The organism is Variovorax sp. GW821-FHT09B05 (assembly GCF_059418265.1).
This window is the reverse complement of record NZ_JBWKPN010000021.1, coordinates 98557-120306: the sequence shown is the minus strand read 5'-3', so window position 1 is coordinate 120306 and position 21750 is coordinate 98557. Positions and strand designations below refer to the sequence as shown.

Below are 21750 nucleotides of genomic sequence, written 5' to 3'. Positions count from 1 at the left end.
TCAGAACGCCTTTTGAACCTGGACGTACAGCCGCGGGTTGTGGCCGCCGCCGTCGGTCTGTGCCCGCGGTGTGCCGTCACGCCAGGCCAGCGTCGCATTGATCGAGAAATTGCCGGGGCGCGACCAGCTCATGCCGATGCCGTAACCGCGCAGGCTGTGCGAGTTCTCGCCGTCGAAGGGCGAGGGATGGCGCGCGAGCTTGCCGCGCGCCGCGTCGTAGAACACGAAGGGCGTGAACTCCTCGTTGACCGACCAGCGCCATTCGACGGTGCCGATCACGCCCTGGTCGGCCAGCAGTTCGCCCGAGGGGTAGGCACGCACGGCGCGCGCGCCGCCGAGCGCGAGCTTCTCCGAAGCATCGAGGTTCTTGCTGGCCCACTGGCCGCCGATGGCGAGGTAGAGCGAATGGCGCGGCACGATCGACTGCAGCCGCGAGAGCTGGAAGCTCATCTTGGTGAAACCGCCCTCGGTGTGGCGGCCGCCGAAGGCCTGGTCGGCCGCGAGGGTCTGCGGGTCGCGGATCGACAGCGAGCCGTGGTACAGGGTGCCGGTGCTGGCCCAGTAGCCGCCGCCGAAGACGTCGTCGCGCCGCTCCCAGGCCCAGCCCAGGCCGATGCCGCGCACGCGCTTCTTCACGTCGTAGTCGACGACGCGGATCTCGTCCTTGAGGTCCTTGAGGTCGGCGGTCAGCCGCAGGAACAGGTTCTGCTGGCGCTGGCGGATCAGCGGATAGTTGAGCGAAAAATCGAGCACGTCGGCGCGGCCCTGCGCGTCGAGGTCGGAGAACTGGCCGCCGAGGTCGTAGCTCACGCGCGCCAGGCCCATGCCGGCGCGCAGGCCGCTGGTGCCGATCGGCGCCTCGTAGGCGATGCGGCCGTACTGCAGCGCATTGCTGTCGGACACCATGACGCGCGCATCGAGGTTGTCGCCGATGCCGAAGGGGCTGAGCCAGCGCACGGTGCCGCCGAGCCGGTAGCGGCCCGATTCCTTGGTGCCGTGGTTGTCGCCCTCGGCGGTGAAGGCCCAGCGCGGCGCGGCCGCGACCTCGACCGACAGATCGGTGGTGCCGGGCTGCGTGCCTTCCTGCAAGGCCGACGAGACCTTCACGCCGGGCTGGTCCGACAGCAGCAGCATGGCGCGTTCGTAGGCGGGCGCGTTGACGGCCTCGCCCGGCTGCAGCGGCGCGAGGAAGCCGCGCACGCGCGCTTCGGTCATCGGTGCCTCGGGCGCCACCAGCACGTCGACGCGGCCCAGCCGGCCCTCGATCACGCTGATCTCGACGATGCCGTCGCGCACGGTCTGCACGGGCACCACGGCCTGCGCGAGGAAGTAGCCGCGCTCCTTGTAGCGCGCGGTGATCGCCTTCGCGAGTTCCTCGAGGTCGGCCAGCGTGACGTCGCGGCCGATATAGGGCGTGGTGATCGACTGCAGCTCCTCGTTGCTCAGCGCCTTCACGCCATTGAGGCGCAGGTCGTTGAGCTTGAAGGCACCGGTGGCGGAGGTGTTGCGCGACGGCGCGGGCAAGGTCTGCGGCGCGACACCGCCGGTGGCCTGGGCCATGGGTCGGTTGCAGCTGCCGCAGGGGTCCTGCGTGGGCAGCAAGGCGGTCTCCTCGGCCTCGGTGGCATGGGCACGCTGGGCGGCCACGAGCAAGGCGGCGCCGAACAGGGCGGAGACGGCGAGGGCTATCGGTGTAGAGCGTTGAAGGGCGCGCATTTCAGGGCTCCACCGCTTTGTTTCTTGCGGGTTGCTGGTTTTTTGGGGGGGCGATCTGTTCGGGGCGCGTGCACAGGACAGCGGGTACTTCCCTCCGCGAATGTCCCCCGCCCTTCGGGCTCCTCCTTAATTTCGCTGCGGGAAGCACCCACTGCCCTGTGCACGTGGGCGCAGTCGTTGTGCAGCCGGTTCTACGGCCGCGTCCAGGCTCACGTCGATGGGGTACTCCCCGCAGCGAAATCAAGGAGGAGGCCGCAGGCCGGGGGACATTCGCGGAGGGGAGTACCCCGTCGGCGTGAGCCCGCCCCGAACAGCAATGCAAGAGAGCAACACGAGACATCTCAACTCCCAACGGTCAGACGCCAGTTGCCGATCAGATTGAACGGCGCCCAGAAGAAGGGATGCGACATCTTGGGATCCTTGAGCACCGCGAGCTGCCCCGCCTGCATTGCCTTCTGCAGGTCGCGGCCCTTCGCGAGTTCGCCGTAGAGCGTGCTCATCAGCACGGCCGTTGCGTCATCCGACACCGGCCACAGCGAGGCGATCAGGCTCGAGCTGCCCGCGGAGAGGAAGGAGCGCGTGAAACCCAGCACCTCGTCGCCCTGCGCGATGCGGCCCAGGCCCGACTCGCAGGCCGACAGCGTCACCAGGGCCGTGCCCTGCATCGGCATCTCGAGGATCTCGTGCGCCTCGAGGAAATTCTGCTTGCCGCCCTCGTTGGCCAGCAGGATGCGCGAGTACAGCGGATCGACCTCGTCGGCCTCCGCATGCGCCGCCACGTGCATCAGCGGCGAGCGCGCGGCCACGTCGCGGAACTGCGTCTTGGTGGCGGCCGCGCCCATGTAGACGCTGTTGCTCGGGAAGTACTGCGCGAGCTGCTTGACCTCGCTCTCGGCACCCGGCAGGTCGTACTTGTCCTCGATGCGCGGATTGCCGAAAGCCGTGAGCGTGGCGTTCACGCGCGGCGTGCGCTGCGCGAGCTGCACCGCGATGCTGATCGAGGGCGCCACCGCCACCGGATGCGTCTCGATCACGTAGCGGCCGTTCAGCCGCAGCGCCTGGAACGGCAGGTAGTGCAGCGGGCCGTGCGGCACGATCACCAGCCGCTGGCCGGCCTGCAGGTTCAGCGGGCCGAGCAGCGCGGCGCCGAGCTTGTCGGCGTTGGTGATCGCGGTGCGGCGGCCGCGCACGATGGTGTTGCGGAAAGTCTCGACCAGCTCGGTCAGCTCCTCGCGCTTGACCGGGATCGTCTTGCTCTCGATGCCCGCGGGGCTCACCACCCACACCATCAGCCGGTCGGGCAGCGAATGGAACTGCACCACGCGCTCGTCGGGCGCCAGCGTGCGCTGCAGCGTCGCGAGGTCCACCGTGGCCGAGGCCTGCTCGCTGAGCTTGGCGCGCCCGCGCACCGCGTCGAGCAGCGCGCGCGAGCGGCTGTGCTCGCTGACCTCGAAGGCGCGGGCGCTGTCGCCCGCGTCGCTGTAGATGGACACGCCGCGCTCGAACACCGACTGCAAATCGGAGAACAGCCCCATCTTGAATTCTTCGCTGCGGAACTTCGCGCGCACCTTGTCCACGCCCTCGAGCGCGCGGCCCACGGCCTCGGCCGCGGCCTGCTTCTGGCCCAGCGCCACCTCGCTGCGTGCCACGCCGTCCCAGGCCCAGAGCTGGTAGTAGCCGCTGTCGGCGCCGACCTGGCGCGCGGCCAGCGCGCGATAGAGGTCGCGCGCCTCGGCGGGCTTGTTCTCGGCCAGCAGCAGCCGGGCGCGCGTGCGGTCGAGCTGCGCGGCCAGCGGTGCGTCCTTCGGTTGCGGCAGCGTGCCGAACAGCTCGCGCGCGCGCTGCGTGTTGGGCGGCGTGCCCGATTCGATCAGCGCATTGACCAGCGAGGCCTGCACCAGCGGCGCATAGCGCGGCGAGCTGTTGGCCAGCGCCTCGTCGTAGCTGAGGATCGCACCCTCGTAGTCGCCGCGGCGCGTGCGCACGTCGCCGATCACCTTCTGCGACGGTCCCACCACCAGCTTGGGATCGCGCGCCTCGCTCTTGAGCGCCTCGCGGGCGAACTGCTCGGCCTTCTCGAGCTGGCCCGAATAGCTGTAGACGATGGCCAGGTCGCGGTTGGCCATCGCGCGCAGGTTCGGGTCATTGGTGGTGTTGGCCAGGTGCAGCGCCTTGCTCGCGGCGCGCACGCTCTGGCGGAACTCGCCCGACTCGGCCAGCGCCACCGCCTGGCTGCAGTACTGGTAGCCCGAGAGCTTGACGTTGTCCTGGCCGTAGAGCACCGCGCCTTCGCTGGTCAGCGCCAGCAGCGTGTCGGTGTCGGCGAGCCGGGCCTGCTCCATCTTGCTGGCCGCGGCCTCGGCGCTCGGGCCTTCCTGCGCCTGCGCCGGCGACAGCTGCGTCAGCAGCACCACGCCGGCCCATCCCAGCGCCCATCCCATTCTCGAAAACCTCGCCATTGGACCCCCGCGCGCGGCCGGCATGCCCGCCTTGGCGGGCATCGACGCCGCGGAAGTGCGCGCCGTTCTGGCCTCGTGGGGAAAGTCTAGGGACGGCCCCTACCCCCGCCTATTCGCAATACGGTCTAGCGCAAATGGACTATGGGAGGCGTCACGCAAGGGTCTCAGAAGTTGTGCGAGATGCCGAACTGCAGCCCGCTCGAGGGCATGCCCGGCGAGCCGGCCGGCGAGGAATCGGCCACCACGTAGGCCGCGTTGCCGCGGTTGCGGATGCGCGAATAGGCCGTGTAGACCGCCGTGCGCTTGCTGAGCCAGTGCACGTAGCCGACCGCGAACTGGGTCGCGTCGTCGGCATCGAGGCCGAGGCCGCTGCGATTGGCACGCGCGGCCGACAGCTTGATGACACCCGGCCCCACCGGCATGCTCGCGCCCACCATCAGGTGCACCTGGCGGTCGTTGTACGTCTGGTGGCGGTGGTAGTTGGCATAGAGCTTCACCGGCCCGAAGTCGTAGGTGCCGCCCACGGTCGCGGTGCGGTAGACCTGCCCGTTGGCCACCGGCGTGCGGCCGTAGGCGGCCGCGATGTCGAGCGGGCCGTTGGCATAGCCCAGGCGAGCGCCCGCGTAGCGCATGCCTTCGGCGCCCTCGGGCATCGCGTACATCGCCTGGCCGTAGAAGCCGCCGAGGTCGCGCGGCAGGAAGTAGCCGACCGAGTTGTCGACCCGCACCAGCGTGCGCGCGCCGCCCAGGCCCATGGGCCAGCCCTCGACCATCGCGGCCGAGCCGCCCACGCCCACCGTGCCGAAGGGCGAGAACTGCGAGACGTTCCAGAAGGTGGGCACGTAGTCGCGGCCCAGCCGCAGCTCGCCCCAGGTGCGGCTCGACAGGCTCATCGTGGAGCGCCGGTGCCAGTAGACGCCCTGGTACTCGCCGGTGTCGGGCAGCAGCGCCGACTCGAGCCAGAAGCTCGCGACCAGCCCTCCCCCCAGGTCCTCGCTGCCGCGAAAGCCCAGCCGGCTCGGGAAGATGTTGCCGCCCTGGTCCATGGCGCGCACGCTCTTGCCGCCGGCCTTGCTGTAGGTGAAGTTGAGGTCGACGGTGCCGAAGACCTGCACGCTCGACTGGGCCTGCGAGAGCAGCGGCAGGGACGAAAGGAACAGGGCGGCCAGGACGGCGCGGAACGCGAAGGGGATGTTGCGCATGGGTGTCTTCCGAAAAATGGGCGAGCGAAAGCCGGCGCTGCGGCCCTCGGGCCGGCGCGGCACGGTCGAAATGGAAAAGGTTGCGAGGTGGCGCGGGGCGAAGCCCGGCCCCGGCGCTCAGTCGATGCGGATGTTCTTGGCCTTGATGAGCTTGCCCATCGCCTCGGCCTCGCGCCGCACGATGGCGCGCGTCTCCTCGGGCGTGGTGCCCATCGGCTCGAGCCCGGCCTCGGCGATCAGCCGCTGCATCTCGGGCGACTGCGTGGCCGCGCGGATCTCGCGGTTGAAGCGGTCGACGATCTCGGGCGGCGTCTTCGCGGGCAGCCAGAAGCCCAGCCAGGTGAACACCTCCAGCCCCGGATAGCGCTCGGCCAGCGTGGGCACGTCGGGCAGCGCGGCGCTGCGCTGGCTGCCGGTGTAGGCGATGGGCTTGACGCGGCCCGCGCGGATGTTGGGCAGCGCCGAGATCGGCGGCTCGAAGCCCAGCATCACCTGGCCCGCGATCACGTCGGGCATGGCGCTCTGCTTGTAGGGCACGTGCAGCAGCTCGATGCCCGCGGCGTCCTGCAACAGCTCGAAGCCCAGGTGCGCGGTGCTGCCCGAGCCGTAGGAGGCGAAGCTCACGCGGCCCGGGTCCTTCTTCGCGAGCGCCACCAGCTCCACCAGGTTCTTCGCGGGCACCGAGGGATTGGCGACGATGAACGAACCGCCCTTGAGCGCCTGCGTGACCGGCACCAGGTCGGTCTGCGGGTTGTAGGGCAGCTTCGACAGCAGGAACGGCGTCATGGTGAACGGGTTGCTGGTCGAGAACAGGATGGTGTAGCCGTCGGGCGCGGCCTTGGCGACCGCGTCGGTGCCGATGGCCGCGAGCGCGCCGGGGCGGTTCTCGACCACCACCGGTGTCTTGAGCATCTGGCCGAGCCGCTCGGCGTAGGCGCGCGCGAACACGTCCGAGCCCACGCCGGCCGGCGTGGGCGTGATGATCCGGATCGGGCGCTGGGGCCAGGCGCCGGACTGCGCCTGCGCGCCGGCGCTGGCCAGCGTCAGTGCGAGGGCGGCGCCCCACAGGGTTGCGAGCTTTCTCATGGTGTCTTGTCTCCGTTCTCTTTTCTATGGATCGAATGCACGCGGCGCGGCCGCCGGCATGCCTGCTGTCTGGCGCTTCTTCTTTTGTCGTCCCGCCTCCGGCGTGCCGTCACCGGCCGCCACGTCCGCTCAACCGCCGGCGTGCGGCGCCAGCGGTGGATAGCTCACGTTGTCCAGCCCCGGCACCACCAGCCGCGCGGGGTCGTTGCCGTTGGCGCGCAACTGGTCGACCGCGTAGTCGACCACGCAGCCCGAGAGCAGTTGCCGCGGATCCTCGAGCACCACGCGCAGCCGCGTGTTGAGCGCGAACCAGTCGTCGGGACTCGCGATCGCGGGCATCTCGCCGACCGACTCGGTCTGCGCATCGATGCGGGGCCGCCCCGCGGCGCCGGGCTCGAAGCGCGGATAGCCCTCGTACATCAGCGGCCCGAGTTCGCTCACGGTGCGCGTGTGGGCCCAGATCTGGCGCAGCGGCTCCTCGAAGGCGCGCACCGCCGCGAGGTCGGGCAGCTCGGCCACCTTGAAGCTCGGGCCGTGCGGCGCGATGTAGAGCCGGTCGAGCGCGAGCCGCTGGCCCGAAGCGGCGAGGATCATCGCGGCGACCGAGTTGGTGGTCCAGGTCACGCCGGCCGTGGGCCGGCCCTGGCGGCCGACGATCAGCACCATGGCGCGCGACCAGTCGATCGCATGGCGGTCGAACCAGCCGATCACGCGGTGGCCGGTGTCCATGCCGACCAGGAAGAAGGTGGCGATCATCACGGCGTTCATCGGCACCGTGGCGCCCACGGCATCGCCGCGCGCCTCGATGTAGTGCTCGCGCATGTCGGCGGCGGTGAAGCTGTCGGGCTCGCGCAGCGCGCGCTCGAGGTAGCGCTCGGTCAGCGCGCACGAGTAGTCGACCAGCTGCGCGATGCGCGCCTCGCGGCCGCGGTAGGCCGGCACCGCGACGGTGTCGCGCCACAGCGCCTCGGAGTTGGCGGCGCGCGCGGCGCGCGTGCTGTCGATCAGGCGTTGCGTCTCGGCGCGCCAGAGCTCGCCCTCGGGATCGAGCTCGCGCAGCCGCAGCAGCGAGGCCACCGCGGGCCCGTGGTGCGAGATGCCCGCGAGCTCCTTGAAGCCGCGCGTCGACATGCGGAAGCCCTCGATCTCGGGCGGCCGGCCGCCGCCGGGGAACAGCACGATGTCGGTGCTGGTCGCGACGATCAGCGGATCGTGCGCGCTGGCCGCGGCGGTGCGCGCGCTCAGCGTGGCGCCGATGCTCGTGGGCCCGGCCGTGTAGGTCTCGAACAGGCGGACCAGCTCGGGGCTTTCGTGGGGTGCGTAGGTGGCCATGGCGGATCAGCCGGTGATGGAGGCGCCGAGGCCGTCGACGCGGTAGATGCGGCTGGGCGTCGCGAAGCGGACCGCGGCGCTCAGGCTGTTGGCCACCGCCAGATGCAGCGCGCCGTCGGCCTCGAAGAAGGCGGCGTCGGTGCCGCCCGAGGTCGCGAAGCGCGCGGCCTCGACCAGCCGGCCGTCGTCCATGCGGAACACGATCGACTCGAGCTCGGGGATCGGCGCCTCGCGCGTGCCGTGCAGGAAGTTGACGAGCACCAGGTGCCCGCCCTCGGCGTCGCCGCGCCAGGCGAACTCGCGCCCGCCCGGGCCCGCGAGCACCTGCTGCACCGCGAAGCCGCCGTCCTGCCAGCGGTACAGCAGCGTGTCGCCATGCAGGTTGGCGAAGGCCAGCCAGGCCTGGCCCTGGGTCTCGAAGAAGCAGAAGGCGCGGCCGCTGCGGCCATCGAGCTGCTGGAACAGCTCGAAGCGCTCGCCGTTCCACCGCAGCAGCAGCGAGGGCACGGCATGGTCGGCATGGGCCAGCAACCGCTCGCCGCCGACCTCGAAGAAGGCCCAGTTGTAGCCCCAGGCCGAGGGCACGTCCTGGAACGGCACGAAGCGCGCGCCGTCCCATTCGAGGAGGCACGACGACACCGGTTGCGCAGGCTGCTCGCCCGGCAGGGTCACGCCCTGCGCGAGCGCGAGGAAGTGGCGCTCGCCGATCGCGAAGTGGTGCCACTGCTTGGCCGCGAAGCCGTCGATGCGCTGGAAGGGCTCGAAGCGGCCGTCGACCAGCTCGAAGATCGTCGACGGCACGGCCAGCGTGTAGGGATCGCGCCCGCTGCGCAGGCTCGCGGTGGCGAGGAAGGCGCGCTCGCCGATGCGGAAGAACTCGGCGTCCTCGCCGCCGGGCACCGGCAGGCTGGCATGCGGCACGAAGCGCCCATCCTCCCAGCGGTAGACGAGCATCTCGAGGTCGCTGTCGCCCAGCGTCATCTTCGCGGGCTGGCCCTCGACGTCGCGCGCCAGCTGCGGCACCGCGAGGTAGCGCGTGCCGCCGTGGACGAAGCCGGCCACCGCGCGCGCGCCGGTGGTGGCGAGTTCCTGGATGCAGTTCAGTTGCATGGCCGGGCTTTCGATCGTGGAAGCATCCATGGTCTCAGAACCCGAACAGCCGCGCCGGGTTGTCGGCCAGGATGCGCCGGCGCGCGGCGGCATCGGGGATCCAGTCGCCCAGCAGGTTCAGCAGCTCGCCGGTGTCGCGCCCGCCCTCGGGAATGTGCGGCCAGTCGCTGCCCCAGATCACGCGCTCGGGCACCGCCTCGACGATGGCCTGCGCGAGCGGGCGCAGCCGCTCGTAGTTGCCGTCCTTGGCGAGCCGGTACGGGCCCGAGAGCTTGAACCAGCCGCGGCCGTCGTGCACCGCGCGCAGCAGGCGGTCGAAGTCGGCGCGCGTGAGGCCGTCGCTCTCGAGCATGTAGCCCATGTGGTCGATCACGAAGTCGCTCTCGATCTCGGGCAGGAAGGGGATCAGGTCGCGCACCACCCAGCCCGGCGTGTAGAACTGGACATGCCAGCCGAGCGCGCGCGTGCGCTCCACGCTGCGCGCGATGAAGCGCTGCAGTTCGGCCGTGGGCAGGCCCGAGCGCAGGAACAGGTCGAGCCGCAGCGCGCGCACGCCGCGCGCATGCATCGCGGCGAGTTCCTCCGCCGAGGTGCCGTCCTCGACCATCGCGACGCCGCGCGCGGCATCGCCCGCGATATCGAGCGCATCGAGCATGCAGCGGTTGTCGGTGCCGTAGAAGCTGGGCTGCACGATCACGAAGCGCTCGAGGCCGAGCACGCCGAGCGCGGCGCGCAGCTGCGGCAGGTCGCCGTCGGGCAGCGTGTAGTGCGGCGCGGGCACGCGCGGGTAGCGCGCCTCGGGGCCGAACACGTGCACGTGCGCGTCGCAGGCACCGGCGGGCACCTCGAAGGCGGCGCGGGTCAGGGTCTGCGCATCGCGCATCGGCTTGGAAACGAGGATCTGGTCGGTCATGGAAAAAGTCGGATCGGAAATTCGAAGAAGCTCAGTCGAGCAGCACGGCGCCGTCGAGCGGCCGCACCGAATCGAGCGCCTGCGCCACGCGCTCGTGCAGCACGGCGAGCAGCAGGTCGGTGTCGATGCCGGTCATGAGGAAGGGCGCGGCGCCGCGGCGGATGCAGTCGGCCACGTAGGCGATGTCGGCCACGCCGCCGATGGCCAGCGGCTTGCCGGCGCGCGCGCAGGCCGCGAGCGCGGCGTCGTGCGCCTCGCGCAGCAGCGGATGCACGGCGGGGCCACCCGCGAGGTTCATCTCGGCGCCGAGGTCGTTGCTGCCGATCGCCAGCAGATCGACGCCCGGCACGCGCGCGATGGCCTCGATGTTCTCGATGCCGCGCGGGCTCTCGATCAGCAGCTTGACCACGGTCGAGCGGTTGGCGCGTTCGCGCAGTTCGGCGGCCGGCAGCCGGCGGTAGCCGAAGGCGGGCAGCGCGGCGATGGCCGAGCGATGGCCCTCGGGCGGAAAGCGGCAGGCCGCGACCACGTCGGCCGCCTGTTCGGCCGTTTCCACGCGCGGCACGATGATGCCGGCCGCGCCCGCGTCGAGCAGCCGGCCGATCACGCCGTATTCGCGTTCCGGCACGCGCACGAAGGGCACCAGGCCGATGTCGAGCGCGGTGGCGCAGATCGCGCCGGCCGCGTCGATCGGCATCGCGCTGTGCTCGAGGTCGACCCAGATCGCATGGTGGCCGCTGGCCTTGGCCAGCCGCGCGATCTCGGCGCCGCGCGCATGGCGCACGCCGAGCGCGGCCACCCATTGGCGGCGGGCGAGCCGCTGCATCACGGGGCTGGTGCTGCCGGCGGAGGCCGGCGAAGGGGTGTCTCTTGTCTCCATGGCGGCGACTGTAGGCAGTTGGCCTTATATTTGGAAATACTGATTGGTCACAGATTTCCATACGCAGGAGATATCGATGGAACTACGGCATCTGCGCTATTTCGTGGCGGTGGCGGAGGAGCTGAACTTCACGCGCGCGGCGCAGCGGCTGCACATGGCGCAGCCGCCGCTGAGCACGCAGATCCGCCTGCTCGAGGAGGAGCTGCAGGTGCGCCTGCTCGATCGCGACAAGCGCCGCGTGCATCTCACGCAGGCCGGGCGCCACTTCCTCGAGCGCGCGCAGGCGATCCTCGCGTCGGTCGAATCGGCCAAGGGCGAGGCGCGCGACGCGGCCACGGGCGGCATCGGCAAGATCGCGCTGGGCTACACCGCCTCGTCGATGCTGTCGGCCACGCTGCCGGCCGCGATCCGCGAGTTCCAGGCCGCGCATCCGCGCATCGCGCTGGCGCTGCACGAGATGACCTCGCTCGACCAGCTCGACGCGGTGCACGGCCACCGGCTCGACCTCGGCATCCTGCGCCATCCCAACGTGCCGATCCCCGCGGGCATCGCGATCGAGGCCTGGTACCAGGCGCCGCTGATGGTGGCGGTGCCGGCCACCCATCCGCTGAGCCAGGCCCCGGTGCGCATCGCCGACCTGCGCGACGAGCCGCTGATCCTCTACCCGCGCCATTCGGGCATCGGGCTGTACTGGAAGGTGCAGGAGCTGTGCTCGAAGGCGGGCTTCCGCCCGCGCATGGTGCAGGAGGCGCGCGACGCCTCGACCATCGTCGGCCTGGTGTCGGCCGGCGTGGGCCTCGCGATCGTGCCCAGCGGCACCGAGTCGATCCGGCTCGAGGGCGTGGTCTACCAGCGGCTGCGCGAGAAGAGCGCCGTGTCGGCGCTGCACCTGGGCTACCGCGAGGCCGACCCGAACCCGTACCTGGGCCTGCTGCTCAAGCAGCTGCGGCGTTCGGCACGGGTCTGAGCGGGCTCAGGCCGGCACGGCGTCGATGTTCGGCCGGTCCCAGTGCCGGTGCTTCGCGATCGCGGCCACGAAGTCCTGCGCGATCTGCTGCGCGGCGCTGGCGTCGCCGAGGTTGGTGACCGGCGTGGCCGCCACCACCACGCCCGGCGGCAGGCTGTCGGCCGGCGTGTCGGCGGCGATGCCGAGGGTGGAAAGCAGTTGCACGCCCTCGCCCACCGTGCACACGGCCTTGCAGTGCTTGAAGGCCTCGAGCACGAAGTGCACCGCGTCGCCGCTGGCGGCGAGCGCGCGCGCGCCCTCGGCACCCGCGGGCACCAGCACCGCGTCGAACATCACCGAGGGCATGTTGGCGAAGGTGGCGTCGGTGTCGACCTGGCGCTTGGAGCCGCTGACCACCGAACCCAGGCGCGGGCCCACGACCTTGCATTGGGCGCCGGCCTGTTCGAGCGCCTCGCGGATCGGCTTGAGCGAGGCCGAGTCGATGCCGTCGGCCACGAGGATCGCGATCTTGCGGGTGCGGATCGAGCCGTCGCCGGTGCCCGCCATGCTGAGCGCGGGCGATTCCTCGATCGGCAGGTGGATGCGGTGCTCGCGGAAGCCCGCGCGCCCGGCCGCCGCGCGCGCATCGGGCTCGCCGATGCCCAGCGGCTCGGCCACGCGGCGCGCCAGCTTCTCGTCGACGTGCGCGAGGTTGTCGACCATGCGCTGGCGGATCGCCGGCACCTCCACCTTCGACAGCTCGAAGCGGAAGGCCGCGACGATGTGCTCCTTCTCGGGCGCGCTCTGGCTCTCGAAGAACAGGCGCGCCTGCGTGAAGTGGTCGTCGAAGGTGTGGCTGCGGCGGCGCAGCTTGGGCGCCTCGTAGTCGGCATCGGGATAGCTCTGGAAGCCGGCGCTGTCGCCGTCGACGCGGAACTCGGCGCCCGTGCCCAGGGTGTTGGGCTCGTAGGCGACCTGGCCGCGCGCGATGGTCTGGCGGTGCATGCCGTCGCGCTGGAAGTTGTGGAACGGGCACACTCCCTTGTTGATCGGCAGCTCGTGGAAGTTGGCGCCGCCCAGCCGCGAGATCTGCGTGTCGGTGTAGGAGAACAGCCGCCCCTGCAGCAGCGGGTCGTTGGTGAAGTCGATGCCCGGCACCAGGTGGCCCGGGTGGAACGCCACCTGCTCGGTCTCGGCGAAGAAGTTGTCGGGGTTGCGGTTGAGCACCATGCGGCCGATCTTCTGCACCGGCACCATCTCCTCGGGGATCAGCTTGGTGGGGTCGAGCAGGTCGAAGCCCAGCGTGCCTTCCTTGCCCTCGGGGATCATCTGCACGCCGAGTTCCCATTCGGGGAAGTCGCCGTTCTCGATCGCCTCCCAGAGGTCGCGGCGGTGGAAGTCGGGGTCCTTGCCCGCGATCTTCTGCGCCTCGTCCCAGGCCAGGCCGTGGATGCCGAGCTTGGGCTTCCAGTGGAACTTGACGAAGTGGCTCTCGCCGCGCGCATTGACCAGGCGGAAGGTGTGGACGCCGAAGCCTTCCATCATGCGCAGGCTGCGCGGGATCGCGCGGTCGCTCATGGCCCACATCAGCATGTGGGTGGTCTCGGGCATCAGCGAGGCGAAGTCCCAGAAGGTGTCGTGCGCGCTCGCGGCCTGCGGCATCTCGTGGTGCGGCTCGGGCTTCACGGCGTGGATCAGGTCGGGGAACTTCATCGCGTCCTGGATGAAGAACACCGGCACGTTGTTGCCCACCAGGTCGTAGTTGCCTTCGCGGGTGTAGAACTTGACGGCGAAGCCACGCACGTCGCGCACGGTGTCGGCCGAGCCGCGCGAGCCGGCCACGGTGGAGAAGCGCACGAACACCGGCGTCTTCGCCTCGGGGTCCTGCAGGAAGTCGGCGCTGGTGAACTGCGACATCGACTTGTAGACCTGGAAGTAGCCGTGCGCCGCCTCGCCGCGCGCATGCACCACCCGCTCGGGGATGCGCTCGTGGTCGAAGTGCGTGATCTTCTCGCGCAGGATGAAGTCCTCGAGCAGCGTGGGTCCGCGCCGTCCGGCCTTCAGCGAGTTGTGGTTGTCGGGGATCCGCAGGCCCTGGTTGGTCGTCAGCTCGGCCCCGTGGTCGAGCGTGAAGCCCTCGAGCTGCTGCTGCTTGGCATCGCTGGCGTCCCCCGCTTTGGAAGTCTTGGCGGGCTTGGCGCGCCGGGCGGCGGCCTTGTTCTGTGGCGTCATCGAGGGGCTTTCAAGGTGTCGTGAAGGGAGCTCAGGCTCATCCGGCGCCGCCGTTGTCGAGAAGCATGTCCAGCACATTCACCACGGCGACCAGGCAGATGCAGCCGGCGACGGCGGCAACGGACCAGATCAGGATCTCGTCGCCCCAGTTGGTGGCGAACGAGTCGAACAGCGACGAAAACTCCATGATTCCCTCCAGCAGACCGGTTGAACGCGCCCGTACGACCTGTCGAAAGATCGCTGGCCAGGACTTGCGACATCTCCCTGCCTGGCTTCGGATACGAGCGGAAACGAAGCGTAGGGTCGGCACCGCGCAAAACCCGTAGTGGCGCCCCGCCCCCGTCTGTGGGAGAGCGGGCGCCCCTGCGGTAGGAAGGCACCGACAGCGCGACGGCCTACGACCGATGCGCGCGTTGACCCCGCGCGCGCATCGGTCGCAGGCCCCAAGATCGGCGTTGGGGAATCTCCCCCGCGAAAGAACCCATGCTCATCCGGATCGGCTACGACATCGAGCTCGCGCTCGCCACGGCCCCCATCGCGCCCACCGCGCTGGTCTACATGCTGCAGGTCCATCCGTCGCGCGTGGCGGACCTGCGCGGCGGCGGCGAGCAGCTCACGGTCGAGCCGCCGCTGTTCACCGATCACTACTTCGACGCCTTCGGCAACGCCTGCGCGCGCGTGCAGATCCCCGCGGGCGTGACCAACGTGCGGCTGCGCAACCAGGCCGTGATCGCCGACCCGGGCACGCCCGACCCGGTGGACCGCGGCGCCGTCGAGCACGACCCCGCCGCGCTGCCGGTGGAAACGCTGGCCTTCCTGCTGCCCAGCCGCTACTGCGAGGTCGACAGCGAGCTGCTGCAGTTCGCCTGGGACCGCTTCGGCACCGTGGCGCCGGGCTGGTCGCGCGTGCAGGCGATCTCGGATTTCGTGCACGGCCACCTGCGCTTCGACTACGCCAATGCGCGCTCCACGCGCACCGCCGCACAGGGCCTGCGCGAGGGCACCGGCGTGTGCCGCGACTTCGCGCATCTGGCGATCACGCTGTGCCGCTGCATGAACATCCCGGCGCGCTACGTGACCGGCTACCTCGGCGACATCGGCGTGCCGCCGGTGCGCTCGCCGATGGACTTCAGCGCCTGGTTCGAGGTCTACCTCGGCGACCGCTGGCACACCTTCGACGCGCGCCACAACCAGCGCCGCATCGGCCGCGTGACGGTGGCGCGCGGGCGCGACGCGGCCGACGTGCCGATCACGATGATGTTCGGCGCGCACACGCTGGCGCGCTTCGACGTGACGACCGAAGAAGAGCGCTAGCGCCGGGCGGCCCGCGGGGCCGGCCTTGTGGCACATTCAGGCGCCGCCCCACGAACCGCAAGCCGCGCATGAGCCACCTCGACCTGAACCTCGTTCGCGTGTTCGTCGCGATCTACGAAACCCGCAGCGTGACCCATGCGGCCGAGCGGCTCGACGTCACGCAGTCGACCGTGAGCTACGCGCTGGCGAAGCTGCGCAAGGTCTACCTCGACCGCCTGTTCTCGCGCGGCAGCGACGGCCTGGTGCCCACGGGCATGGCCGAGCAGCTGTTCCAGCGCTTCCGCGAGGCACTGACCATGGTCGAGGGCACGCTCGAGCAGAACGCCAGCTTCGACCCGCTGCGCTCGACGCGGCGCTTCCGGCTCGCGATGTCGGACATCGGCGTGCTGTACTTCGTGCCGCCGCTGCTGCGCCGCTTCCAGGAGGTGGCGCCGCGCATCGAGATCGAGATCGCGCAGATCTCCGACACGCTGGGCGAGGAGCTGTCGACCGGGCGCCTGGACATGGCGGTCGGCAACATCCCCTCGCTGGGTTCGCCGATGCACGGCGCGCTGCTGTTCCGCGAGCACTACGTGTGCCTGATGTCGGCCAGCCATCCGAGCATCGGCGAGCGCATGAGCCTTGCGGCCTTCTCGGCGGCGCGCCACGTGATGGTGTCGTCGCCGCGCTCGGGCCACTTCCTGATCGAGGACATGCTGGCCGAGCGCGGCATCAACCGCAACATCGTGGCGCGCGTGCCGCAGTTCACCGTGCTGCCGCAGCTGCTGTCGCAGAGCGACCTGCTGGTGCTGCTGCCCTCGCGCGTGGCCGACCTTTACGTGCGCCAGGGCGGGCTCAAGGCGCTGCCGCTGCCCGTGCCGCTGCCCGACTTCCAGGTGCAGGCGCACTGGCATGCGCGCCACGAGTACAGCGCGGCGCACCGCTGGCTGGTCGACGAGATCGTGCGCACGCTCGGCAAGCTCTAGACCAGATAGCGCCGCACGGCCTCCTCGTCCCACGCGATGCCGGTGCCGGGCTCGGCCGGCGCGGTCGCCATGCCGTCCTCGAAGGCGAGCGGCCGCGCCAGCACCGGCGCCGCCAGGTCCATGCGCTCGAGCAGGTGGGCCGTCGGCGTCACCGCCATCAGGTGCACGCTGACCTCCTGGAAGATATGGCTCGACATCGGCACGCCGTGCGCCTGCGCCAGCACGGCGGCGCGCAGCCAGCCGGTCACGCCGCCGATCTTCATCGCATCGGGCATCGCGAGGTCGCAGGCGCCGGCCTGCAGCGCCTTGGCCATCTCGTCGGGCCCGCACCAGTTCTCGCCCATCTGCAGCGGCAGCGCCACGCGTTCGCGAATGCGCGCGTGGCCCGCGTAGTCCTCCTGCAAGGTGGGCTCCTCGACCCAGCCGACGCCCTCGGCCTCGAGCGCGCGGATGCGGCGCACCGCCTCGGGCACGCTCAGGCCCTGGTTGTAGTCCACCAGCAGCTCGACGCGGTCGCCGACGACGGCGCGCAGCGCGCGCACCACCTCGAGGTCCTCGGCCAGCGTGGCATGGCCGATCTTGGTCTTGATGGCGCGAAAGCCCTGCGCCACCGCGAGCGCGGCGCGCCGCGTGCCGAGTGCGAGGCCGTCCATGCTGTGGCTGTCGTAGGCCGCGATGGCGCGGCGCGTGCCGCCCAGCAGCTCGACCAGCGGCACGCCGCGCGCCTGGGCCAGCGCGTCCCAGGCCGCCATGTCCAGCCCGGCGCCGGCCATCAGCGCGATGCCGGTGCGGCCCAAAAGGCGCAGCCGCTGCGCCAGCAGCCGGTCGAGGTCGAAGGGGGCCAGCGGCTGGTCCTTGAGCACGCTGCCCAGAGTCAGCACCATGCGCCGCGTGGCGCGCAGCGCGAGCGGCGTGTAGGTGAACAGGTAGGCATGGCCGACGGTGCCGTCGTCGGCGTGCAGGTCGACCAGCACCAGCGGCGCGGTCGCCACCACGCCCACGCTGGTGCGCACCGGATGCTCGAGCGGCACGTTGACGCAGCGCGCCTGCACGTCGGCCACGCGCAGGCCGGTGTCGGGAAGGGAGTTCATGCGTGCGTCGTTCCTCACAGGCCCAGGTAGGCGGCCTTCACGCGCTCGTCGCCGAGCAGCTGCGCGGCCGGCCCGCCGAGCGCGATGGCGCCGGTCTCGAGCACGTAGCCGCGGTCGGCCACCGAGAGCGCGGCATGCGCGTTCTGCTCCACCAGCAGGATCGGGATGCCGCGCGACTTGAGCCGCGCGATGACGCCGAAGATCTCCTTCACCAGCAGCGGCGCCAGCCCCATCGAGGGCTCATCGAGCAGCAGCATGCGCGGCTCGCACATCAGCGCGCGTGCGATCGCCAGCATCTGCTGCTGGCCGCCCGAGAGCGTGCCGGCCGCCAGCAGGCGCTTCTCGCCGAGCACCGGGAACAGCGCGTACATCTCGTCCAGCCGCTGCGCGCGGCGCTCGGCGCGCGTGTAGCCGCCGAGCAGCAGGTTGTCCTGCACCGACAGCGGGCCGAACACCTGGCGGCCCTCGAGCACCTGCGCCAGGCCGGCGCGCACGCGCGCGTCGGCGCTGTCGCGCGCGATCTCGCGGCCGAACAGGCGCACGCTGCCGGCGCCGCCGCGGATCAGGCCGGAGACCGCGCGCAGCAAGGTGGTCTTGCCCGCGCCGTTGGCGCCGACCAGCGCCACCAGCTCGCCCGCGCCGACCTGCAGGTCGATGCCGTGCAGCGCCTCGATGCGGCCGTAGCCGGCGCGCAGACCGCTGACTTCCAGTGCGATGCCGCTCATGCGCAGGCCTCCGCCTCGGTGCCGAGGTAGGCCGCGATCACCTGCGGGTTGGCGCGCACCTCGGCGGCGGTGCCCTCGGCGAGCTTGCGGCCGTAGTCGAGCACCAGCAGGTGGTCGGAGATGTTCATCACCAGCTTCATGTCGTGCTCCACCAGCAGCACCGTCACGCCCGAGGCGGCGATGCTGCGGATCAGTTCGGTGATCTCGTGGGTCTCGGTGTCGTTGAGGCCCGCGGCCGGCTCGTCGAGCAGCAGGATGCGCGGCCGGCTCGCGAGGGCGCGCGCGATCTCGAGCCGCTTGAGCAGGCCGAACGAGAGCTGCGTGGCATGGGCATGCGCATGGCGGCCCACGCCCACGTAGTCGATCAGCCGCAGCGCCTCCTCGCGCAGCGCGGCGTCGGCACGGCGCGTGGCGCCGGTCATGCCGCCCAGCAACGAGCTGCGCGTGTGCAGGTGCGCGCCGAGCATCACGTTCTCGCAGGCCGTCATGTTCATGCACACCTGCAGGTTCTGGAAGGTGCGGCTCATGCCGCGCCGCGCGAGCCGGTCGGGCGCCATGCCCGCCACGTTCTCGCCGTCGAGCAGGATCTCGCCGCGCGTGGGCTCGTAGACGCCGCTGATCAGGTTGAACAGCGTGGTCTTGCCGGCGCCGTTGGGCCCGATCACCGAATGCACCGAGCCGCCGCGCACGCTGAAGCTCACGTCCTGCATGGCGTGCACGCCGCCGAAGGACTTGCTCAGGTTCTTCACTTCGAGCATGGCTCAGCCCTTCCTGCGCAGCCGCAGCGCGAGCGTGGGCACCAGCCCCTTGGGCAGGAACATCATGGTGAGCATCAGCACCAGGCCGAAGAACACCATCTCGTAGCCGTGCAGGCCGCCCAGCAGCTGCGGCAGCGCGGTCAGCAGCGCGGCGCCGAGCAGCGCGCCGAAGGTCGAGGCCATGCCGCCGAGCACCACCATGGTCGCGAGCTCCACCGAATGCGTGAAGGCCGCCAGCGAGGGACTGATGAAGCCCAGGTAGTGCGCCGTGAGGCTGCCCGAGACCGCGGCGAACACGGCCGACACCACGAAGGCGCGCACCTTGAAGCGCGCCACGTCCACGCCCATCACGCGCGCCGCCACCTCGGAGCCGTTGAGCCCGCGCAGCGCGCGCCCGGCCGGCGACTCGTAGAGGTTGAGCGACAGCAGCACCGCGAGCCACAGCAGCACCGCCGCCAGCGCATACCAGTGCAGCACCTTGGCGAAGGCGAAGCCGGCCACCGCCAGCGGCGGCACCGGCATGCCGTCGGGGCCGCCGGTCCAGTCGACCTCGTTGATCAGCACGATGTTGACGATCACGCCCAGCCCAAGCGTGGCCATGGTCAGCGAATGGCCCTTGAGGCGCAGGATCGGCTTGGCGATCAGCCAGGCCACCAGCGCCGCGCCCACGGCCGCGGCGCAGATGGCCGGCAGCGCGGGCCAGCCGAAGCGCGCCGTGACGATGCCGCTGCCGTAGGCGCCGATGGCGACGAAGGCCGCGTGGCCGATGCTGATCTGGCCCGCGAAGCCCATCAGCAGGTTGAGCCCGATGGCGGCGATGGCCGCCAGCGCGATGCGCACCGCGACGTCGATCACGTAGTTGTTGGGCATGGCCAGCGGCAGCAGCGCCAGCACCAGGGCCAGCAGCAGCAGGGAGGGACGCAGCAGCGCCCGCGAGGACGCCTTCATACGCGCTCCGCTGCCTTGCTACCGAACAGGCCGTGCGGCATGACCAGCAGGATGAACACGATCAGCACGAAGGGCACGGCGTCCTTGTAGGCCGAGGAGACATAGCCCGCCATCAGCGCCTCGAGCAGGCCGACGATCAGGCCGCCGACCACCGCGCCGCCCGCGCTGCCGAGCCCGCCCAGCGTGGCCGCGACGAAGCCCTTCATGCCCAGCATCAGGCCGATGTCGTAGACCGTGGTGGTGATCGGCGCGGCCACCACGCCGGCCACGGCGCCCAGCAGCGCCGACAGGCCGAACGAGAGCTGCAGCACGCGCGAGGTCGGGATGCCGACCGCGCGCGCGGCCAGCGCGTTGGCCGCCACCGCGAGCATGGCCTTGCCCACCATGGTGAAGCGGAAGAAGGCGAAGCACAGCGCCACCAGCAGCGCGGCCGTGCCCAGCACCCACAGGCTCTGCGGCAGCACGTAGGCGCCGAGGATCGACAGCGCCGCGTCGCCGCTGAAGGCCGGCAGGGTCTGCTGGTTCTTGCCGAGCACGATCTGCACCACGCCCTGGATGAAGATCGAGGCGCCGATGGTGATGATGATCAGCGACACCACGCTGGCCTCGCCCGCGGGCTTGATCGCCAGCCGGTACAGCAGCAGGCCCGCCACCACCGTGGCCAGCACGCCGCCGGCCACGGCCACGCCGTAGGGCAGGCTGGCGCCGAGCAGCGCGGCCGTGATCATGGCGCCGAGCATGAGGAAGTCGCCCTGCGCGAAGTTGATGACGCCGCTGGCGTTGTAGATCAGCGAGAAGCCCAGCGCGGCCAGCGCGTAGATCGCGCCGGTGGTGAGTCCCGAGAAGACGAATTGCATGAAGTCAGCCATGGCGTGCTCCGGCGTGGGAAAGCCCGGCTGTGCCGGGGAAGGGAAGGTTGGCGAGCAGGTGGTGGGGCGCGACCTCGTCCACGCGGTCGGCGCCCAGCAGCACCAGGGTGCGGGCGATGTCGTCGACCAGGCCGGCCAGCACGCCGCGCGCGCCCGCCTCGCCGTCGCAGGCCATGCCCCAGACCGCGGCGCGGCCGACGAAGGCCGCGGTGGCGCCGGCGGCCAGCGCCTTGACCACGTCGCTGCCGCGGCGGAAACCGCCGTCGACGAACACCGGGATGCGCCCGGCCACGGCATCGACCATGCGCGGCAGCACCGAGATGGTCGAGGGCGCCGCGTCGAGCTGGCGCCCGCCGTGGTTCGACACCACGATGCCGTCGGCGCCGTGGCGCACGGCCAGCGCGGCATCGCCCGGATGCAGCAGGCCCTTGACCAGCAGCGGGCCGTCCCACAGCCGGCGCAGCCAGGCCAGGTGTTCCCAGGCCAGGGTGCGGTCCATGGTGCGCGACAGCAGCGCGGCCTGCAGCTGGGCCGAGGTGGCGCCGTCGTCGGCCTCGGCCAGGTTGACGAACGAGGGCGAGCGGCCCTGCATCGCCATCGCGAGCGACCAGCGCGGATGCAGCGCGAGGTCGAGCAGGGTCGAGGGCGTGAAGCGGAACGGCAGCCGAAAGCCGTTGCGCACGTCGCGCTCGCGCAGGCCGCTCACCGCCGCGTCGACCGTCAGCACCAGCGCCGAATAGCCGGCGGCGCGCGCGCGGCGCACCAGTTGCTCGGCGATGGCGCGATCGCCCATCACGTAGAGCTGCATCCATTGCAGCGCCTCGGGGTCGCGCCGCAGCGCGGCCTCGCGCACCGCCTCGAGCCGGTCGTTCGACGGCGTCGACAGCACGTGCGGCACGCCGGTGGCCGCGGCCGCGCAGGCCAGCAGGGTGTCGCCATGCGGGCGCACCAGGCCCGAGAAGCCCACGGGCGCCACGCCCAGCGGCGCGGCCCAGCGCCGGCCGAACACCGTGATGCCGGGGTCGGCATGGCGGGTGTCGCGCAGCGCGGTGGGCACCAGGTGCAGCGCGGCCAGGTCGGCTTCGTTGCGCCGCAGGCAGTCCTCGGTCTCCGCGCCGCCGTCGACATAGTCGAAGACGAAGCGCGGCAGCCGCCGGCGGGCATGCCGGCGGTGATCGTTCGCATTGAGCTTCATGCGCTCTCC

Annotated in this window: 18 protein-coding genes and 1 pseudogene; 3 read left to right on the top strand and 16 right to left on the bottom strand. The window is 71.2% G+C overall.

What is annotated here, in order from left to right; translation table 11 throughout:
* The 8 genes from AC07RM_RS36380 to AC07RM_RS36345 form a co-directional block, all read right to left on the bottom strand.
* A complete protein-coding gene (locus AC07RM_RS36380; RefSeq protein ID WP_495337584.1) occupies positions 1-1716 on the bottom strand; it encodes a ShlB/FhaC/HecB family hemolysin secretion/activation protein in 1716 nt (571 codons plus the stop codon).
* 341 nt (positions 1717-2057) lie between these two features.
* Complete coding sequence (locus tag AC07RM_RS36375) at positions 2058-4157, bottom strand: CHAT domain-containing protein (RefSeq protein ID WP_495337583.1); 2100 nt, start codon at positions 4155-4157, stop codon at positions 2058-2060.
* A 182-nt stretch (positions 4158-4339) separates the two neighbouring features.
* A complete protein-coding gene (locus AC07RM_RS36370) occupies positions 4340-5377 on the bottom strand; it encodes a porin (RefSeq protein WP_495337582.1) in 1038 nt (345 codons plus the stop codon).
* A gap of 117 nt (positions 5378-5494) precedes the next feature.
* Positions 5495-6463 carry a Bug family tripartite tricarboxylate transporter substrate binding protein gene (locus tag AC07RM_RS36365; protein WP_208511901.1) on the bottom strand — a complete coding sequence of 323 codons (969 nt, stop codon included), beginning with the start codon at positions 6461-6463 and terminating at the stop codon, positions 5495-5497.
* Positions 6464-6592: 129 nt separating this feature from the next.
* Positions 6593-7795, bottom strand: coding sequence for a DUF5624 domain-containing protein (locus tag AC07RM_RS36360; RefSeq protein WP_495337581.1), 1203 nt, complete (start codon positions 7793-7795; stop codon positions 6593-6595).
* 6 nt (positions 7796-7801) lie between these two features.
* On the bottom strand, positions 7802-8905 hold the full coding sequence (locus tag AC07RM_RS36355) for a hypothetical protein (protein WP_495337580.1): 1104 nt from the start codon (positions 8903-8905) through the stop codon (positions 7802-7804).
* A gap of 34 nt (positions 8906-8939) precedes the next feature.
* On the bottom strand, positions 8940-9818 hold the full coding sequence (locus AC07RM_RS36350) for an amidohydrolase family protein (RefSeq protein ID WP_209545903.1): 879 nt from the start codon (positions 9816-9818) through the stop codon (positions 8940-8942).
* 31 nt (positions 9819-9849) lie between these two features.
* The gene (locus tag AC07RM_RS36345) at positions 9850-10698 is read right to left on the bottom strand and encodes an HpcH/HpaI aldolase family protein (protein ID WP_495337579.1); all 849 of its coding nucleotides are present in this window, start codon (positions 10696-10698) and stop codon (positions 9850-9852) included.
* A gap of 76 nt (positions 10699-10774) precedes the next feature.
* Here AC07RM_RS36345 and AC07RM_RS36340 point away from each other — a divergent pair, with 76 nt between their 5' ends.
* On the top strand, positions 10775-11665 hold the full coding sequence (locus AC07RM_RS36340) for a LysR family transcriptional regulator (protein ID WP_203204111.1): 891 nt from the start codon (positions 10775-10777) through the stop codon (positions 11663-11665).
* A 6-nt stretch (positions 11666-11671) separates the two neighbouring features.
* Here the strand turns inward: AC07RM_RS36340 and katE are convergent.
* Positions 11672-13882, bottom strand: a pseudogene (gene katE / locus AC07RM_RS36335) (catalase HPII); the annotation flags it as partial.
* A 31-nt stretch (positions 13883-13913) separates the two neighbouring features.
* Positions 13914-14063, bottom strand: a complete 150-nt coding sequence (locus tag AC07RM_RS36330) for a hypothetical protein (RefSeq protein WP_177239491.1) — start codon at positions 14061-14063, stop codon at positions 13914-13916.
* Positions 14064-14359: 296 nt separating this feature from the next.
* Here AC07RM_RS36330 and AC07RM_RS36325 point away from each other — a divergent pair, with 296 nt between their 5' ends.
* A complete protein-coding gene (locus AC07RM_RS36325) occupies positions 14360-15190 on the top strand; it encodes a transglutaminase-like domain-containing protein (protein WP_495337578.1) in 831 nt (276 codons plus the stop codon).
* A gap of 68 nt (positions 15191-15258) precedes the next feature.
* The gene (locus tag AC07RM_RS36320; protein WP_296781686.1) at positions 15259-16155 is read left to right on the top strand and encodes a LysR family transcriptional regulator; all 897 of its coding nucleotides are present in this window, start codon (positions 15259-15261) and stop codon (positions 16153-16155) included.
* Here the strand turns inward: AC07RM_RS36320 and AC07RM_RS36315 are convergent.
* From AC07RM_RS36315 to AC07RM_RS36290, 6 genes are read right to left on the bottom strand one after another with little or no spacing between them, the layout of a single operon-like run.
* Entirely contained in the window at positions 16152-17246 is a 1095-nt protein-coding gene (locus AC07RM_RS36315; RefSeq protein WP_495337577.1) for an enolase C-terminal domain-like protein, read from the bottom strand. The genes AC07RM_RS36320 and AC07RM_RS36315 overlap by 4 nt on opposite strands.
* A 14-nt stretch (positions 17247-17260) precedes the next feature.
* Positions 17261-17971 (bottom strand): ABC transporter ATP-binding protein, encoded by a 711-nt coding sequence (locus AC07RM_RS36310; RefSeq protein WP_495337576.1) that lies wholly within the window; start codon positions 17969-17971, stop codon positions 17261-17263.
* Entirely contained in the window at positions 17968-18729 is a 762-nt protein-coding gene (locus AC07RM_RS36305; protein ID WP_398498212.1) for an ABC transporter ATP-binding protein, read from the bottom strand. Before AC07RM_RS36305 ends, AC07RM_RS36310 begins: the two co-directional genes overlap by 4 nt.
* Before the next feature lie 3 nt (positions 18730-18732).
* Positions 18733-19677 carry a branched-chain amino acid ABC transporter permease gene (locus tag AC07RM_RS36300; RefSeq protein ID WP_057593306.1) on the bottom strand — a complete coding sequence of 315 codons (945 nt, stop codon included), beginning with the start codon at positions 19675-19677 and terminating at the stop codon, positions 18733-18735.
* On the bottom strand, positions 19674-20546 hold the full coding sequence (locus tag AC07RM_RS36295) for a branched-chain amino acid ABC transporter permease (RefSeq protein WP_398498213.1): 873 nt from the start codon (positions 20544-20546) through the stop codon (positions 19674-19676). The genes AC07RM_RS36300 and AC07RM_RS36295 overlap by 4 nt, the downstream gene beginning before the upstream one ends.
* A complete protein-coding gene (locus AC07RM_RS36290; RefSeq protein WP_495337575.1) occupies positions 20539-21741 on the bottom strand; it encodes an alpha-hydroxy acid oxidase in 1203 nt (400 codons plus the stop codon). The genes AC07RM_RS36295 and AC07RM_RS36290 overlap by 8 nt, the downstream gene beginning before the upstream one ends.
* Positions 21742-21750: the final 9 nt, after the last annotated feature.

Coding starts and splice junctions, on each gene's coding strand:
- AC07RM_RS36380 (WP_495337584.1), bottom strand. CDS start 1,716: ATGCGCGCCCTTCAACGCTCTACACCGATAGCCCTCGCCGTCTCCGCC.
- AC07RM_RS36375 (WP_495337583.1), bottom strand. CDS start 4,157: ATGGGATGGGCGCTGGGATGGGCCGGCGTGGTGCTGCTGACGCAGCTG.
- AC07RM_RS36370 (WP_495337582.1), bottom strand. CDS start 5,377: ATGCGCAACATCCCCTTCGCGTTCCGCGCCGTCCTGGCCGCCCTGTTC.
- AC07RM_RS36365 (WP_208511901.1), bottom strand. CDS start 6,463: ATGAGAAAGCTCGCAACCCTGTGGGGCGCCGCCCTCGCACTGACGCTG.
- AC07RM_RS36360 (WP_495337581.1), bottom strand. CDS start 7,795: ATGGCCACCTACGCACCCCACGAAAGCCCCGAGCTGGTCCGCCTGTTC.
- AC07RM_RS36355 (WP_495337580.1), bottom strand. CDS start 8,905: ATGCAACTGAACTGCATCCAGGAACTCGCCACCACCGGCGCGCGCGCG.
- AC07RM_RS36350 (WP_209545903.1), bottom strand. CDS start 9,818: ATGACCGACCAGATCCTCGTTTCCAAGCCGATGCGCGATGCGCAGACC.
- AC07RM_RS36345 (WP_495337579.1), bottom strand. CDS start 10,698: ATGGAGACAAGAGACACCCCTTCGCCGGCCTCCGCCGGCAGCACCAGC.
- AC07RM_RS36340 (WP_203204111.1), top strand. CDS start 10,775: ATGGAACTACGGCATCTGCGCTATTTCGTGGCGGTGGCGGAGGAGCTG.
- AC07RM_RS36330 (WP_177239491.1), bottom strand. CDS start 14,063: ATGGAGTTTTCGTCGCTGTTCGACTCGTTCGCCACCAACTGGGGCGAC.
- AC07RM_RS36325 (WP_495337578.1), top strand. CDS start 14,360: ATGCTCATCCGGATCGGCTACGACATCGAGCTCGCGCTCGCCACGGCC.
- AC07RM_RS36320 (WP_296781686.1), top strand. CDS start 15,259: ATGAGCCACCTCGACCTGAACCTCGTTCGCGTGTTCGTCGCGATCTAC.
- AC07RM_RS36315 (WP_495337577.1), bottom strand. CDS start 17,246: ATGAACTCCCTTCCCGACACCGGCCTGCGCGTGGCCGACGTGCAGGCG.
- AC07RM_RS36310 (WP_495337576.1), bottom strand. CDS start 17,971: ATGAGCGGCATCGCACTGGAAGTCAGCGGTCTGCGCGCCGGCTACGGC.
- AC07RM_RS36305 (WP_398498212.1), bottom strand. CDS start 18,729: ATGCTCGAAGTGAAGAACCTGAGCAAGTCCTTCGGCGGCGTGCACGCC.
- AC07RM_RS36300 (WP_057593306.1), bottom strand. CDS start 19,677: ATGAAGGCGTCCTCGCGGGCGCTGCTGCGTCCCTCCCTGCTGCTGCTG.
- AC07RM_RS36295 (WP_398498213.1), bottom strand. CDS start 20,546: ATGGCTGACTTCATGCAATTCGTCTTCTCGGGACTCACCACCGGCGCG.
- AC07RM_RS36290 (WP_495337575.1), bottom strand. CDS start 21,741: ATGAAGCTCAATGCGAACGATCACCGCCGGCATGCCCGCCGGCGGCTG.